Source organism: Ideonella alba, from assembly GCF_018069875.1.
Classification (GTDB): domain Bacteria; phylum Pseudomonadota; class Gammaproteobacteria; order Burkholderiales; family Burkholderiaceae_C; genus Ideonella; species Ideonella alba.
This window is the reverse complement of record NZ_JAGQDF010000001.1, coordinates 265,567-280,562: the sequence shown is the minus strand read 5'-3', so window position 1 is coordinate 280,562 and position 14,996 is coordinate 265,567. Positions and strand designations below refer to the sequence as shown.

Genomic DNA, 14,996 nt, shown 5'->3' with positions numbered 1-14,996 from the left:
GCATGAAGCATTCCGCCCACCGCGCCGAGGCGCACCGTCGCGCCGGCCTGGCCGCCATGCGCGCCCAGGCCTGGTCCCAGGCCGCCGCCGAGTTCGAACGCGGCACCCGCCTGGCCCCGGCCGATGCGCTGCTGTGGATGAACCTGACCCGCGCCCGCCTGGGTCTGCGCCAGCTGGACGCCGCAATCGCCGCCGGCCGGGAAGCCGTGGCCGCCGACCCCGCCCAGCCGCTGGCCCGCCGCCTGCTGGCCGACGCCCTGGTGCAGGCGCACCGCCCAGCCGAGGCGGCCGAGGTCTTCGATGCCCTGCCGCCCGACAGCCCGCGCGACCACGACTGGCACAACGCCCATGGCAACGCGCTGCTGCTGGCCGGCCGCCATGCCGACGCGGTCCAGGCCTTCTTCCAGGCGCTGGCCCTGAAGATCGACGCCCCGCTGGCGCATTACCGCCTGGGACTGAGTTTCATGCACCTGGGCCTGCGCCACGAAGGCGTGCAGTGCTTCCGCACCGCGATCGCGCTGGACGACCCCACGGTGCGCGCGCTGGCGCTGTCACTGCTGGTGCACGAACAGCGCCAGACCTGCGACTGGGCCACGCTGGACACCGACACCGCGGCCCTGCTGCAGGCCATGGACGGCGCCGACCTGGCGCTGGGCCAGCTGCTCTCGCCCTTCGCCCTGCTGGCGGTGGAAGCCACCCCGGCGCAGCAGCGCCGCATGGGGGCCCTGCGCGCCCGCGGCCTGACCGAGCACATCCGCCCGCTGCCGCCGCCCGGCCCGCGCCGGCCCGGCCCGCTGCGCCTGGGCTACCTGTCCAGTGACTTCCACCAGCACGCCACCGCCGCGCTGATGGCCGAGGTGCTGGAGCGCCGCGACCGCGAGCGCTTCGAGGTCACGCTGTATTCCCACAGCCAGAGCGACGGCACCGCCCTGGAGCAGCGGGTGCGCAGCGCCTGCGAGCACTTCGTCGATGTCTCGCTGCTGGGCCACAGGGCGATCGCCCAGCGCATCCGCGACGACGGCATCGACCTGCTGGTCGACCTCAAGGGCCACACCCGCGGCAGCCGCTTCGAGCTGCTGGCCTACCGGCCGGCGCCGGTGCAGCTGGCCTGGCTGGGCTACCCGGCCACCACCGGCGCCGACTTCATCGACTACATGGTGGGCGACCCGGTGGTCACGCCGCTGGACCATGCCCCGCAGTACAGCGAGCAGATCGCCCAGCTGCCGCACAGCTACCAGCCCAACGACCGCCAACGTGCGCTGCCGCCGGCGCCCTCGCGCGCCGAGCTGGGACTGCCCGAGGACGCAGCCGTGCTGTGCTGCTTCAACCAGACCTACAAGATGTCTCCGCACATGCTGGACCTGTGGGCCCGCATCCTGCACGGCGCGCCGCGCGCGGTGCTGTGGATGCTGGCCTGGGATCCGCACGCGCGCGAGGTGCTGACGCGCGAGCTGGGCCAGCGCGGCGTGCCCGCCGAGCGGGTGTTCTGGGCGCCCAAGCTGGGCCTGGCCGAGCACATCGCCCGGCTGCGCGCCGCCGATCTGTTCCTGGACACCTGGCCCTGCAACGCCCACACCACCGCCAGCGAAGCCTTGTGGGCCGGCGTGCCGGTGCTGACCGTGCCGGGGCCCACCTTCGCCTCGCGCGTGGCCGCCAGCCTGGTCCATGCCTGCGCGCTGCCGCAACTGGCCTGCGCCGACGAAGACGCCTATGTCCGCCAGGCCACGGCGCTGGCGCAGTCGCCCGCCGAGCTGGCCGCGCTGAAGCAGCACCTGGAAACGCGCCGCCTGTCGCTGCCGCTGTTCGACACCGACCGTTTCGTGCGCGACTGGGAAGCGCTGCTGGAGCGCATGGCCGAGCGCGCCCTGGCCGGGCTGCCCCCGGCGCCGCTGGCAGCGCAGCCGGCGGTCTGAGCCCCACCCCGGAAAGACGCCGGGATCCGGCGCTACTTCCGGGCTTCGTGCCGCCCGGTCCGCCTGCACCATGGCGGCATTGCGCCGCGAGGAGAACCGGATGAAGACCGCCATCGTGACTCCGTACTACAAGGAGCCGAGGACCATGCTCGAGCGCTGTCTGCGCTCGGTCGCCGCGCAGGACCTGCCGGTCACGCACTTCGTCGTCTCCGACGGCCACCCGCAGGACTGGATCGACGCTCAGCCGGTGCGCCACCTGCGCCTGGGATGTGCGCATGGCGACTTCGGCAACACGCCGCGATCGATCGGCGGGATCCTGGCCGCCAGCGAGGGCTTTGACGCGATTGCCTTTGTCGATGCCGACAACTGGCTGGAGCCCGACCATGTGTCGAGCTGCCTGGCCGTGGCCGCGCAGTCGCCGCAGGAGCTGGACTATGTGGTGGCCAGCCGCCGCCTGACACGCGACGACGGCAGCGTGCTGCCCTTCCTGACCCAGGACGACCGCGACGGCAGCCACATCGACACCAACTGCTTCTTCCTGCTGCCCGGCAGCTTCCACACGCTCGGGCAGTGGGGCGTGATGCCCAAGCCGCTGTCGGTGGTGGGCGACCGCATCTACGCCGGCAGCCTGCGCGCCCAGGGCCTGCGCAGCGCCCGCAACCCGCGGGTGACGGTGAACTACCTGTGCACCTGGGCCTTCGTGTTCCGCGCGGTGGGCGAGCCGGTGCCCGACTACGCCAAGTCCACGATCGACCTGGCCGACACCACGCGCTGGTGGCACGCGCTGGACGAGCGCGACCGGCAGATCGTCGACCGCCTCGCCGCCAGCCGCGTGCGCTTCAACCAGCCTCAGGAGGTCGCATGAGCGCGCCGGGCCGCTCCCAAGCGCGAATCCCGGAGCACGCAGTGCGGAGGGTAGTCCAGTGAGCACCTCAAGCACGGCGCCTGCCGTCATCCTGCTGGGCCCGCAAGGGCGCGAGCCGATCGGCGACGCCCCCGCCGGTGCGCCCGCCTGGCGCATCGTGCGCATGGACCGGCCGCTGTCCGCCGACCGGCCCTGGGCCGAGCGCGTCGCCTTCCTGGCGGCCCATGCGGCGCTGTGGCAGGACGCGCCCCAGGTCATGGCCTGGGACGACGACATCGAGATCCAGGCCGTGGCCGTGGCCGAATGCCTGCGGCTGATGCGCCAGCACGGCCTGTCGCTGTGCCAGCCCGGGCTGGCCTGGAACAGCCACTTCGCCGACGCCACCACGCTGCACAACCCCTGCTTCGTCTACCGCCACACCAGCCGCCTCGACAGCGCGGTGCTGGCCTTCGGCACGGCGGCGCTGCGCCGCCTGCTGCCGCTGATGCAGGCCATGCCCTCGCGCAACGCGCTGGCGCGGCTGCTGCCGGCCTGCCAGGACGTGCCGCAGGCCGGTGCCGCGGTGCTGGACGCGGTCCAGGCCCTGCGCACCAGCGCCCCGGCCGACGAGGAATTCGCCGAGCCCGACTGGCCCGCCGTCCTGGCTGAGGACGGCCCGCAGCACGAGGCAGCGCTGAGCTGGGGCGGCCTGGGCCTGCGCGGCCAGCGCGTCGCCCTGTTCGACGACAGCCGCGAGACCTTCCTGGGCCTGCTGGCCGCCGGCTATGCCTGCGCCGTGGCCGAGCCGCTGCCGATCGGCGAGGTCTTCCTGCAGCACTTCACGCGCAGCCTGGCGCCGCCGCCGGCCGCGCTGGACCTGCGCGCCCCGGACCAGCGCGGCAGCGCACCCACGCTGCGCCGCTCGCCCATCATCGACCACCGCCGCGCCCCGTCGGCGGTGTGACCCTGACCTGCATCCCATGATGAACACCGCCCTGCTTGCCATTGCCCGCAACGATGCCGACATCGCCGAGGCCTGGGTCCGCCACCACGCCCCGCTGACCGACCTGCTGGTCGTCATCGACCAGGGCTCGTTCGACGGCACCCGCGAGGTCCTCGAGGCGCTGCGCGCCGAAGGCCTGCCCCTGCTGATCGTCGACGCACCGGCGCTGGGCCAGTCCGACGCCGAGCAGTGCACGCGCACCTACCGGATGGTGGCGCCCACCTTCAATCCGGAGCTGGTCTTCCTGCTGACGCTGGACCAGTTCATCCGCTGCACCGACCGCGCCTCGATGGAGGCCGAGCTGGCCGCACTGCCCCCCGGCGCCGGTGCGGTGCTGGAGCGCCACGGCCATGTGCCCGACGCCGCGCGCGCCGCCCGGGACGGCGGCCCGAGCCACCCGGCCGAGCTGCCGATGCGGCTCAGCCAGCCCCTGTCGCCACCGGCACCGGCCGTGCTGCGCCGCCGCAGCGAAGACGACGCCCGCCTGGGGCTGGGCGGCCCCGGCCAGACGCCGGTGCTCGACGAGCAGCCGCTGCCGCTGTACCAGTGCACCTCGGCCACGCTGGCCTGCTATCCGGCGCGCCATCGCGGCCAGGTGGCGGCCAGCATCCTGCATGCCTGGCAGGTCCATCGGGCGCGCAGTGGCGCCCATGCGTTGCCGCGGGCGCAGTTCGGCTGGCGCCGCTGGCTGGACCGCCTGGTCACCGGGCAGGCGCTGGAGACCGCCGACGTGATCGCGCTGGCCACCGCCGGCGAAGGCGCCGACGCGCCCTGCCAGGCCGACCCGCTGCCCGGCGACCCGCCGCTGATCCGCCACGCCCGCTGCCTGCGCTCGGACGCCGTGGCGCGCCTGAGCGCCGGGCTGGGCTGGCCCGATCCCCCGGCTCCCACCCGGACCGAGGCCGAGGGCCAGCGCCTGGACCTGGCCCCCTTGCGCGACCTGGTCGGCGCCACCGACGCCCGCCGGGCCATCGTCATCGGCCCGCCGCTCTGGCGCGACGGCCTGGCCCTGGCCTGTCCCGACCTGCACCAGCATGTGCCGCAGCCCGACCAGGCCGACGAGGCCGTGGACCTGCTGCTGGCGCCCGAGACCGACAGCGGCTTCACCGACGAGATCGCCGCCGCGGCGGCGCCCGGCCTGGTTGGGGGCATCGCCTACTGGCCGGCCACGCCGCGCGCCGCCGGCGCGCTGGCCCGCGAGCTGGACACCTGGGCAGCCGCCGGCTGGCGACCGAACCTGCTGCGCACGCTGAGCCTGCGCGCGCTGGCCAGCTACCGCGACATCCGCCGCGCCGCCCTGGTGCTGTCGCCGGCCGACCCGGCGCGGGCCGAGCGCGACGCCGCGATCCGGGACGCCCTGCTGGCCATGGACGCGCAGGACACGGATTGGACCGATCCGCCGGCCGCCCTGCTGTGGCATCCGCTGCAGGCCCTGGGCGTGCAGCTGCCGGCGCCGGCACAGACCGAAGCCCCGGCCGCAGCGGCGGCAGCGCCCGCGGCCCCGCCGCCGGTGCGATCGGTGCTGATCGTCGGCTCCGGCCGCAGCGGCACCAGCTGCCTGGCCGGCATGTTCAGCCCCGAGACCCACCACCATGCGCGCGACCTGTACAAGCCGCAGGTATCGAACCCCAAGGGCTTCTTCGAGGCGGCGCACATCAACGACCTCAACGAGTCCATCCAGGTCCACTCGGCCATGGCCCGGCACGGCGCCGACGCCACCCGCCACCTGCTGCAGGGCTTCGAGCCGCACCAGCTGTGGCTGGCCCGCTTCGACGATGGCATGCCGGCCACCTGGAACGACCAGCACCGCCGCCAGATCGCCGACGCCGTGCGCGACCGCCCGCTGTGCCTGAAGGATCCTCGCATGTCGATCACGCTGCCGGCCTGGCTGGAACAGCTGCCGGATGCGCTGGTGCTGTCGATCCACCGCCCGCCGGCGGTCAGCGCGGCCAGCATCCTGCGCGAATGCCAGGTGGCCACCTACCTGCTGGATTTCCGCATCAGCCTGCACGACGCGCTGGCCGTGTGGCGCCAGTCCTACCGGCGCATGGTGCAGGCCTACCGCGCGGGCGTCGACGTGCTGTTCCTGCGCTATGACGACCTGTTCGACGAGCAGCGCCTGCAGCAGCTGGAGTCCCGGGTGGGCGCCCGGCTGCGGCGCGACTTCGCCGAGCGCCAGCTCAACCGCACCCAGGCCGAGCTGGTCGTGGACAGCGAGAACCAGGCCCTGCACCAGCTGCTGGATGCGCTGGCCGAGCTGAGCTTTGCCGGCCAGCGCGCCCAGGCCTGCGCCCTGATCGACCAATACCTGGCTCGCTGGCCGGACCGGACGGTGGCCTTCCACGGCCGCGCCGCGGCGTCGCCGGCGCCCGCCTGCGTCGGCTGACACCGAGGAGAACACCACGATGGACATCACCGCCCCCGACTTCCTGCGGCCCCTGGTCCAGGAACCCAGCCGCACCGGCCTGTGGCTGCGCGCCATGCAGACCATGCCCGCCGGCCAGATGGCCGAGATCGGCGTGTGGAAGGGCGACTTCGCCGCGCAGATCCTGGCCCAGCGCCCCGACATCGCGCGCTACTACATGGTCGACCCCTGGGCCCGCCTGCCGGACTGGAACAAGCCGTTCAACGTGGCGCCCGAGGCCTTCGAGGCGGTCTACGCCGAGGCCATGGCCAAGACGGCCTTCGCGCGCGAGCGGATCACCGTGCTGCGCGGACGCACGCTGGAGGTGATCGACCAGATCCCCGACCAGTCGCTGGACTTCGCCTATGTGGACGGCGACCACACGCTGCGCGGCATCACGATCGACCTGCTGCGCCTGCTGCCCAAGATGAAGGCGGGCGGCGTGATCGGCGGCGATGATCTGTGCAACAACCCGTGGCAGCACGACCTGCGCTTCGAGCCCACGCTGGTCTGCCCGTTCGCGATCTACTTTGCCGAGGCGATCGGTCTGCCCTTCGTGGCGCTGCCGATGAACCAGTACATGATCCAGATCGCGCCGCAGCGCGGCTTTTCGTTCACCGACACCACCGGCCAGTACCGCGACCTGTCGCTGAACAAGGCGCCGCCGCAGCCGGTCCGCGCCGCGGCCTGATCGGCCCGCACGCCCCCCTCACCAATAAAGACGCAGGGCCATCCGAGGATGGCCCTGATGCCGTGGGGCCGGCGCGCCGATCTCAGGCCGCCATCTGCCGGCTGCTCTCGGCCGCCAGGCGCAGCGCCGGGCAGTGCCGCAGGTGACCGGCGATGACGCCGCCCTCCTCCTGCAACTCGGCCTTCAGCCACGGCCGCTGGCCAGCCAGCACCGCCTGCAGCAGCGGCAGCGCCTGGTCGACCTCGTCCATGCTCATCTCGGTGCCGTCGGCGGCGATCGCCGACCAGCAGACATGGGCGATGTCGGTCAGCTCGTACTTCTTGCGCAGGCGCGCCAGTTCCTGGTGCGGCGACTTGCCCTCGGCGCGCAGGCGCTCGTAGTTGGGCCCGCCCACCGGCCGGGTGTGGCGGATCTGGATCGCGTCGATGACGCCGATGTCCTCGCGGGGGCGGTCCACATACATCGCCCACAGGTAGTCCAGGCCCCAGCCGCTCTCGTTCTCGATCAGCGTGGGCAGCACGCGCTGCAGCAGCTCACGCGTCAGCACCGGCGCCATCACCTCGACGAAGTTGGTGCGCCGCATCAGGAAGCGCGGGTTGTGCACCGTGCCCGCATGGCTGATGTAGCTGTCGTGCGACAGCGAAGGCTGGGCCAGCTGCAGCTCGAAATACTCGGCCAGCAGGAAGAGCCGGTCGATGGCCTGCGGCGTGCAGGCCAGATCATCGTCGGGCAGCCAGATGCGATCGTAGGCCGACCAGTCCAGCGCGCCGGAGACCAGCACCTGGTGCAGGCCCTTCCACTTCGGCCCCTTGCCGTCGATGCGGACCACGTCGGGGCGCCGGTGCATCTGGGGATCGTCGCCGAAGTAGCTCACCACCAGGTCCCAGGAGCGCTCGGCCCCCAGGGGCCGCAGCCAGTCCCCATGCAGCGACTTGTCGCCGGCACGCACGATCACGAGGTTACGCTTGGACATGGGCCTTCTCCGGTGAGGCTTGGGGAACGGCGCGCGGGCCCGGCGGCGGCATGCCGGACAGGCGCTGGGTCAGCTGGCGCTCGCGCGGCGACAGGGCCGCGTACCAGCGCGGCAGGTCCTCCACCGGACGCGGCTCCTTGGCGTAGTCGGGCGGGGTTTCGCCCACCGCGCGGAACAGGTGCGCCCAGGTGCACAGGTAGTGCACGGTGCGCTGCTCGGTGCAGGCGGTGCGCAGGCCCTCGTCGAGCAGCGACGCCAGGTAGACACGGTCGCCGAAGACATGCATCGGCTGCGGCATCAGCGTCCAGCGCGCCAGGGTGTGGAAGGCGCCGCGCATCAGGAAGTAGCAGTTGGTGTCGACGTGCGAGCCGTCACAGTCCTCACGGATGCGCAGCGGCAGGATGCTGCCGTCGTCACGCACCATGTGGCGCTTGGTGGTCAGGTAGTCGAAGTCGCCGCGCTGCGCCAGCGCGATGCAGGACTCGACATGGCGCGGGCCGTACCAGTTGTCGGCATCCAGGAAGCACACCGCATCGAAGCCCTCGTTGGCCGCCATCAGGCCGCCCAGCGCGCGCGGGGTGTCGCCATAGTCGGCATGGGCGCGGTCCAGGCGCAGGTGGCGCACCTCTCGCTGGTCGATCCAGTCCTGCGGGTGCCCGTCGGCGACGACGATGTGGGTGCAGGCATGGGTCTGCGCCGCCACGCTGTCGAGGCAGCGGGTCAGCCAGGCCCGGGATTCCTTGTAGTACGGGGTGATGACGGCGACTTTCAACGCGGCGTCTCCTGACGAATGCGGACCGGACGGCCCGAGACGCCCATGGTGGCGCGCCCACGCCGGGCAGATCGGCCGAACAACAGGGCGCCGAGCGGCCGTTTCTGGGCCGGTGACCGGCTCGCACGCCACGCGCCACGCCCCCCCCCCGGGCCGCTCTCGGATCGCCCGCCGCCGGGCCGATCCGCGGATGGATGACACGGCTTGTAGGAATTTGCCTGACACGGCTGACAGAAAAACCCGGACTCAAGGGCTGGAAGTGAACCGATGTTTCCAGCCTGTTTCGGTCCTTACAGTTCATTCCACGCCGACACGAATCCCTTCCACCGCACACAGGAGCAACACCATGGACACCCAGCAAATCCTCGCCGAGATCCGCGAAGCCAACCTGTCGTACCTGATGCTGGCCCAGAGCTTGATCCGCGCCGACCGCGAGCAGGCCCTGTTCCGCCTGGGCATCTCCGAAGACACCGCCAACCTGCTGGTCACGCTGACCCCGGCCCAGATGATGAAGATCGCCACCGGCAACACCCTGCTGTGCCGCTTCCGCATGGACGACGACCTGGTCTGGAGCCTGCTGACCAGCCACGGCAAGTCGGCCGCCAACGACAGCGTCCAGCGCCTGCACGCCTCGATCCTGATGGCCGGCCGCCACCAGGAAGCTGCATGAACTGAGTCGCCGGGCCCGGCGCTGGCCCGGCAGACCTTGAACACCCACTGAACCAGACACCCCAGGACGGAGAAGCACCATGGCCCGCACCAAGAGCATCCTCACCGAAGCCCGCCAGATCGAACGCGCGGTGACGCTGATCAACCTGGGCGCGCGCCTGCAGGTGCTGGAGTCCGAGACCGACCTGTCCTACGAGCGCCTGCTGCGCCTGTACAAGGAAGTCTCGGGCCGCAGCCCCTCCAAGGGCCAGTTGCCCTTCTCCACCGACTGGTTCATGACCTGGCAGCCCAACATCCATGCCAGCCTCTTCCTGAACATCCACGAGTACCTGAACAAGACCTCGGAGCTGGAAGAGATCGACACGATCATCAAGGCCTACCAGCTCTACCTGGAGCAGACCCAGTCCCAGGGACTGGAGCCCCAGCTGACCATCACCCGCGCCTGGCGCCTGGTCAAGTTCGTCGACAACGGCATGCTGACGATGACCAAGTGCACCAAGTGCGGCGGCCACTACGTGACCCACCCGCACGAGATCGCCAAGCACTATGTGTGCGGCCTGTGCAATCCGCCCGCCCGTGCCGGCAAGGGCCGCCAGGCCGGCTCGCTGCAACTGCCCAGCGCCGTGGCGCGCCAGGCGGCCACCTGCGAATGACCCCTTGAAGGTGCCGGGACCGTGTCAAAGCGCACAAGCCGCCGCTCAAGGCCGGAACTTGTGGCGCCGACAACGCTCTCATCACTGAACCGTATTCCGTTCATGCTTGTCTCCTCCTAGCACAACCCCTGTGCTTTTCAGGCGGGCCGCCCCACAGGCGCCCGCCTTTTTTCTTGTCCAGCATGAACAGGCCCGCCACCGCAGGGCTTATCGGCCCCTTGCCTGGCTCAAGGCCCGCCAAGATCACACCGATATGAGCCCCAGAGGCCGCCCGATGTCCGGTGTGGCCAGCACGTCGCCTGCGGGAACGGAATCACCATGTTTGTCATCGTCGGTTGGCTGGTCGCCATCGGTTGCATCTTCGGCGTGTACATCGCGCACGGGGGCAACATCGGCGTGATCCTGCATGCGCTGCCCTTCGAGATGCTCACCATCTTCGGCGGCGCGCTGGGCGCCTTCGTGGCCAACAACCAGCCCAAGGTGCTGAAGGCCACGGCCAAGGGCCTGGGCGCCTGCTTCAAGGGCAGCAAGTACTCCAAGGCCCGCGCGATGGAGCTGCTGGCGCTGCTCTACGACATCCTGCAGAAGGCCCGCAAGGAGGGCCTGATGTCGATCGAGAAGGATGTGGAAGACCCGCACAGCTCGGCGCTGTTCCAGAAGTACCCGGTGGTGGGCAACGACCACCATGCGGTGGAGTTCATCACCGACTACCTGCGGATGATGGTCTCGGGCAACCTCAACGCCCATGAGATCGAGAGCCTGATGGACACCGAGCTCGAGACCCACCACCACGAGGCGCACGCCGCCGCCGCGGCGATCGCCCGGCTGGCCGGCGCGCTGCCCGCCTTCGGTATCGTGGCTGCGGTGCTGGGCGTGGTCAACACCATGGGCTCGGTCGGCCAGCCGCCGGCGGTGCTGGGCGGCATGATCGGCTCGGCGCTGGTCGGCACCTTCCTGGGCATCCTGCTGGCCTACGGCTTTGCCGAGCCGCTGGCCGGCCTGCTCGAGCAGAAGATCGACGAGGACGGCAAGGAGCTGCAGTGCATCAAGACCACGCTGCTGGCCTCGATGCAGGGCTATGCGCCGCAGGTGGCGATCGAATTCGGCCGCAAGGTCCTCTACTCCACCGAGCGCCCGAGCTTCTCCGAGCTCGAAGGCCACGTGAAGAAAAAGTAAGGGGTTCGCCATGGCTGGCGACGCGAAGAAGCTTCAACCGATCATCGTCAAGAAGGTCAAGAAGGGCGGCCACGGTGCCCACGGTGGCGCCTGGAAGATCGCCTATGCCGACTTCGTGACGGCGATGATGGCCTTCTTCCTGCTGATGTGGCTGCTGGGCTCGACCACCGAGGGCGACAAGAAGGGTCTGCAGGACTACTTCCAGTCGCCGCTGAAGGTGGCCCTGGGCGGCGGCAGCGGCTCGGGCGATTCATCCAGCGTGATCAAGGGCGGCGGCGAGGACATCACCCGCAGCGGCGGCCAGGTCAAGCGCGGCGCGGTGGAGGCGCCCAAGCGCACCTTCAACCTGCAGGCGCTGAAGGCCGAGCAGATCCGCGCCGAGGCCCAGCGCCTGGAAGAGCTGAAGAACACCATCGAGCAGCGCATGGCCGGCAGCGAGAAGTTCAAGGCCATTTCCTCGCAGGTGCGGCTGGACATGACCCGCGACGGCCTGCGCATCCAGATCGTCGACGACCAGAACCGGCCGATGTTCGATTCCGGCTCGGCGGTGGTCAAGCCCTACATGCGTGAACTGCTGCGCGCCATCGGCGAGCTGCTGGGCGAGGTGCCCAACCTGCTGACCCTGGAAGGCCACACCGACGCCCAGCCCTTTTCAGGCGGCGAGCGGGGCTACAGCAACTGGGAGCTCTCCGCCGACCGCGCCAACGCCAGCCGGCGCGAACTGATCCTGGGCGGTCTGGAGGAGCGGCGCGTGCTGCGCGTCCAGGGCCTGGCCAGCAGCCAGCTGTTCGACAAGGACAACCCCAATGCGCCCACCAACCGGCGCATCAGCATCATCGTCATGAACCGCGAGGCCGAGGACCGGGTCTTCAAGCCCGAGGTCCAGGCCGATCCCCCGCCCGCCGAGGACACCCCGGGCTCAAGCCCGGCCGCCAGCGACCGATAAACGCCTCATTCCCCCCGTACCGAGGACCGCCATGAGCCATCCCAGTGATCTGAAGTTCCTTGTCGTCGACGACTTCTCGACGATGCGCCGCATCGTGCGCGGCCTGCTCAAGGAGATGGGCTGCAACAACGTCGAGGAGGCCGAGGACGGCCAGGTGGCGCTCAACATGCTGAAGAACGCCCGCTTCGACTTCGTCGTCAGCGACATCAACATGCCCAACATGAACGGCTTCGAGCTGCTCAAGGCCATCAAGGCCGACGACAGCCTGAAGCAGCTGCCGGTGCTGATGGTCACCGCCGAGGCGCGCAAGGAGGACATCGTCCTGGCAGCGCAAAGCGGCGCGGCCGGCTACATCGTCAAGCCCTTCACCAAGGCGACGCTGGAAGAGAAGGTCCAGAAGATCCTGCAGAAGCTGGCCACGCCGGCCTGACCCCTTCCTCCACGCCCGGGAGCGTCCCATGAAGATGGAAGATCTGACCACGCTGGCCCCCACCGAGCCACTGACGGTATCGCCCGAGGTGTTCCAGCAGCTGGGCTCGATCACCCGGCTGCTGCACGACACGATGCAGCAGCTGGGCGTGATGCCCAAGCTGCAGGTCGCCGCCGACGGCCTGCCCGATGCGCGCAGCCGCCTGAACTACATCGCCAACAAGACCGCCGACGCGGCCAACAAGGTGCTGAATTCGGTGGACCAGGCCAAGGCCGACCACCACCACATCAGCCAGGCCACGCGCGAGCTGGCCGAGGCGCTGGTCAGGGACCCGGTGCGCGCGGTCGCCTCGGGCCGGGTGATGAACTTCGTCAAGGATGTCGAGGACAGCACCAGCCGCATCGACGGCCACCTGACCGACATCATGCTGGCCCAGGACTTCCATGACCTCACCGGCCAGGTGGTGGCCAAGGTCGTGACCCTGGCCAACGACCTGGAAGACAGCCTCGTCAAGCTGCTGCTGCAGGTGGTGCCGCCCGAGCAGCGCGACAAGGTCGACCCGGCCGTGCTGCAGGGCCCGGTCGTGGCGCCGGAAGGCCGCGCCGACGTGGTGGCCAACCAGGGCGAGGTCGACGACCTGCTGGCCAGCCTGGGCTTCTGAGGCTGCCGTGATCACCGAGGCGCACGCCGCCGACGAGACCGCGCTGCCCGCCGACGAGGCGCCGCACTGGTTGCTGCCCCGCCAGGCCGGAAGGCCCGTCGAGTGCCTGCGACGGATCCAATGGATCTGCCAGGAGGTGCCCGACCTGTTCGAGGCGGTGCTGCTGATCTGCGCGACCCACCAGGGTGTGCCGCGGGCCAGCCTGGCCGCCGCGATCCAGCGCTACCACCCGGCGGTGGCCGGCCTGGGCGTCGATGACGTGCAGGGTCTGGTCAACGGCCTGCTCAACGGCGGTCGAGACGGTCTGGAAGCCGTGCACCGCAGCCGCAAGAACGGCGCACGGCGACAGTCGCCGATGCCTTTCCTGCGCCCGGACTGAGCCCGCCGAACCGCCACCGCCCCCGACAAAACACCACCGAGAAGGCACTCCCATGCTGCCCGATCCCTCCCATCACACCGCCCCGGGTACCTGGGTCAAGCCCGAGCTGCGCCAGGCCGTCCGCGAGGTGCCCGACGCCTGCGAGCGCCTGGAGTACGTGGGCAAGATGACCGAGCAGGCGGCCAACCGCGTGCTGGCCCTGATCGACGAGGCCAAGCCCGCCTGCGACGAGGTCCGCCGCCGCGGCCTGGAGATCGCCGAGGCGATGCGCCGCCTGGCCGAGTCGCCCGAGATCGACACCGCCCGCTCGCGCGTGATGATGAAGCTGTGCGCCGACTATGCCGCCAGCGCTGCCGCCTTCGCCGACGACCAGAACCGGGTGCTGACCGACGTGATGCTGGCGCAGGATTTCCAGGACCTGTCGGGACAGGTGATCGGCAAGGTGATGCGGATCCTGTTCCGCGTCGAGGATGAACTCAAGCACGTGCTGGCTGACGGTGACCTGCCGGACCCGGTCTGTGCGATGAGCGGCGCCACCGAGGAACTGGCCGGCGTGCAGGTACCCGACCGCGCGCTGCAGCAGGACGACGTCGACGACCTGCTGGCCTCGCTGGGTTTCTGAGCCCGGCCTCGCCCGCTTTTCCCGGCGCCCGCCCTGTGCGGGCGTCGTCACAATCGGCCCGATGACACTCGTCTGGCCGCTTCCCGCGCTGCTGACCTGGGCTGCGGCCTGGGCGCTGTTCCTCGCCCTGGGTGCGGCGGGACTGCCGGTGGTCGGCTTCGGTCTGGCGCTGGGGCTGTCGGCCCTGCTGGCCTGGCGCGGCGCCACCGGCATGCGCCGGCTGATCCTGTTTGCCGGCTTTCCGCTGTCGGTGCTGGCCGCCGGCCAGGTCGCCATCCCACCGCTGGCCTGGCTGCTGCCGCTGGCCCTGCTGGCCCTGCTCTACCCGTTGAACGCCTGGCGCGATGCGCCGCTGTTTCCCACGCCCACCGCCGCCCTGCGCGGCCTGGCGGCCGCGGCCCCCCTGCCCCCGGGTGCCCGGGTGATGGACGCCGGCTGCGGTCTGGGCGACGGCCTGCTGGCGCTGCGCGCCGAGTACCCCGGTGCCCGGCTGGAAGGCCTGGAGTGGAGCTGGCCGCTGGCCCTGCTGTGCCGGCTGCGCTGCCGCTTCGCCCGGGTGCGGCGCGGCGACATCTGGCGCGCCGACTGGTCGGGCCTGGACATGGTCTACCTGTTCCAGCGGCCCGAGAGCATGCCGCGGGCGATGGCCAAGGCCCAGGCCGAGTTGCGCGCGGGCGCATGGCTGGTCAGCCTGGAGTTCGAGGCGGTGGGCTGGACGCCCGCGGCGCGCCTGGAGACCGTGCCGGGCAAGCCGGTGTGGATCTACCGCGCGCCTTTCCATTGAGGATCGGGCCGGCCCGCGCGGCCAGCGCCGGGCCCTCCCCACGGCCTCGCAGAGCTCGGACGGCTCGGCAGGCGCC

At 71.0% G+C, this 14,996-nt stretch carries 16 protein-coding genes; 14 read left to right on the top strand and 2 right to left on the bottom strand.

Going from position 1 to position 14,996, the window contains the following annotated elements; translation table 11 throughout:
* Positions 1-2 precede the first annotated feature (2 nt).
* The 5 genes from KAK07_RS01320 (at position 3) to KAK07_RS01300 (ending at position 6,855) form a co-directional block, all read left to right on the top strand.
* On the top strand, positions 3-1,913 hold the full coding sequence (locus KAK07_RS01320; RefSeq protein WP_210858566.1) for an O-linked N-acetylglucosamine transferase, SPINDLY family protein: 1,911 nt from the start codon (positions 3-5) through the stop codon (positions 1,911-1,913).
* Positions 1,914-2,013: 100 nt separating this feature from the next.
* Complete coding sequence (locus KAK07_RS01315) at positions 2,014-2,778, top strand: glycosyltransferase (RefSeq protein ID WP_210851974.1); 765 nt, start codon at positions 2,014-2,016, stop codon at positions 2,776-2,778.
* A gap of 58 nt (positions 2,779-2,836) precedes the next feature.
* Positions 2,837-3,721, top strand: coding sequence for a hypothetical protein (locus KAK07_RS01310; protein WP_210858564.1), 885 nt, complete (start codon positions 2,837-2,839; stop codon positions 3,719-3,721).
* A 19-nt stretch (positions 3,722-3,740) separates the two neighbouring features.
* Positions 3,741-6,146 (top strand): sulfotransferase, encoded by a 2,406-nt coding sequence (locus KAK07_RS01305; RefSeq protein WP_210858562.1) that lies wholly within the window; start codon positions 3,741-3,743, stop codon positions 6,144-6,146.
* A gap of 19 nt (positions 6,147-6,165) precedes the next feature.
* On the top strand, positions 6,166-6,855 hold the full coding sequence (locus KAK07_RS01300) for a class I SAM-dependent methyltransferase (protein WP_210851971.1): 690 nt from the start codon (positions 6,166-6,168) through the stop codon (positions 6,853-6,855).
* Positions 6,856-6,937: 82 nt separating this feature from the next.
* On the opposite strand, the gene KAK07_RS01295 is transcribed toward KAK07_RS01300, so the two are convergent.
* Together KAK07_RS01295 and KAK07_RS01290 are read right to left on the bottom strand one after the other, a co-directional pair.
* A complete protein-coding gene (locus tag KAK07_RS01295; RefSeq protein ID WP_210851970.1) occupies positions 6,938-7,828 on the bottom strand; it encodes a DUF707 domain-containing protein in 891 nt (296 codons plus the stop codon).
* Positions 7,815-8,600, bottom strand: coding sequence for a glycosyltransferase family 2 protein (locus tag KAK07_RS01290; protein WP_210851969.1), 786 nt, complete (start codon positions 8,598-8,600; stop codon positions 7,815-7,817). Before KAK07_RS01290 ends, KAK07_RS01295 begins: the two co-directional genes overlap by 14 nt.
* Positions 8,601-8,946: 346 nt before the next feature.
* Between KAK07_RS01290 and flhD the strand changes: the two genes are divergently transcribed.
* The 9 genes from flhD to KAK07_RS01245 all read left to right on the top strand — a co-directional run bounded on the left by flhD (position 8,947) and on the right by KAK07_RS01245 (position 14,920).
* On the top strand, positions 8,947-9,270 hold the full coding sequence (flhD, locus tag KAK07_RS01285) for a flagellar transcriptional regulator FlhD (protein WP_210851968.1): 324 nt from the start codon (positions 8,947-8,949) through the stop codon (positions 9,268-9,270).
* A 79-nt stretch (positions 9,271-9,349) separates the two neighbouring features.
* Entirely contained in the window at positions 9,350-9,922 is a 573-nt protein-coding gene (gene flhC / locus KAK07_RS01280) for a flagellar transcriptional regulator FlhC (RefSeq protein ID WP_210851967.1), read from the top strand.
* A gap of 318 nt (positions 9,923-10,240) precedes the next feature.
* Positions 10,241-11,098: a flagellar motor stator protein MotA gene (gene motA, locus KAK07_RS01275; protein WP_210851966.1), complete on the top strand. Its 858-nt coding sequence runs from the start codon at positions 10,241-10,243 to the stop codon at positions 11,096-11,098.
* A 10-nt stretch (positions 11,099-11,108) separates the two neighbouring features.
* A complete protein-coding gene (motB, locus tag KAK07_RS01270) occupies positions 11,109-12,044 on the top strand; it encodes a flagellar motor protein MotB (RefSeq protein WP_210851965.1) in 936 nt (311 codons plus the stop codon).
* A gap of 31 nt (positions 12,045-12,075) precedes the next feature.
* Positions 12,076-12,474 (top strand): chemotaxis response regulator CheY, encoded by a 399-nt coding sequence (gene cheY, locus KAK07_RS01265; protein ID WP_210851964.1) that lies wholly within the window; start codon positions 12,076-12,078, stop codon positions 12,472-12,474.
* A gap of 28 nt (positions 12,475-12,502) precedes the next feature.
* Positions 12,503-13,135 (top strand): protein phosphatase CheZ, encoded by a 633-nt coding sequence (locus KAK07_RS01260; RefSeq protein ID WP_210851963.1) that lies wholly within the window; start codon positions 12,503-12,505, stop codon positions 13,133-13,135.
* A 7-nt stretch (positions 13,136-13,142) separates the two neighbouring features.
* Positions 13,143-13,514 carry a hypothetical protein gene (locus KAK07_RS01255; protein ID WP_210851962.1) on the top strand — a complete coding sequence of 124 codons (372 nt, stop codon included), beginning with the start codon at positions 13,143-13,145 and terminating at the stop codon, positions 13,512-13,514.
* 52 nt (positions 13,515-13,566) lie between these two features.
* Positions 13,567-14,136 (top strand): protein phosphatase CheZ, encoded by a 570-nt coding sequence (locus KAK07_RS01250; protein ID WP_210858560.1) that lies wholly within the window; start codon positions 13,567-13,569, stop codon positions 14,134-14,136.
* A gap of 61 nt (positions 14,137-14,197) precedes the next feature.
* Complete coding sequence (locus tag KAK07_RS01245) at positions 14,198-14,920, top strand: class I SAM-dependent methyltransferase (protein WP_210858558.1); 723 nt, start codon at positions 14,198-14,200, stop codon at positions 14,918-14,920.
* Positions 14,921-14,996 lie beyond the last annotated feature (76 nt).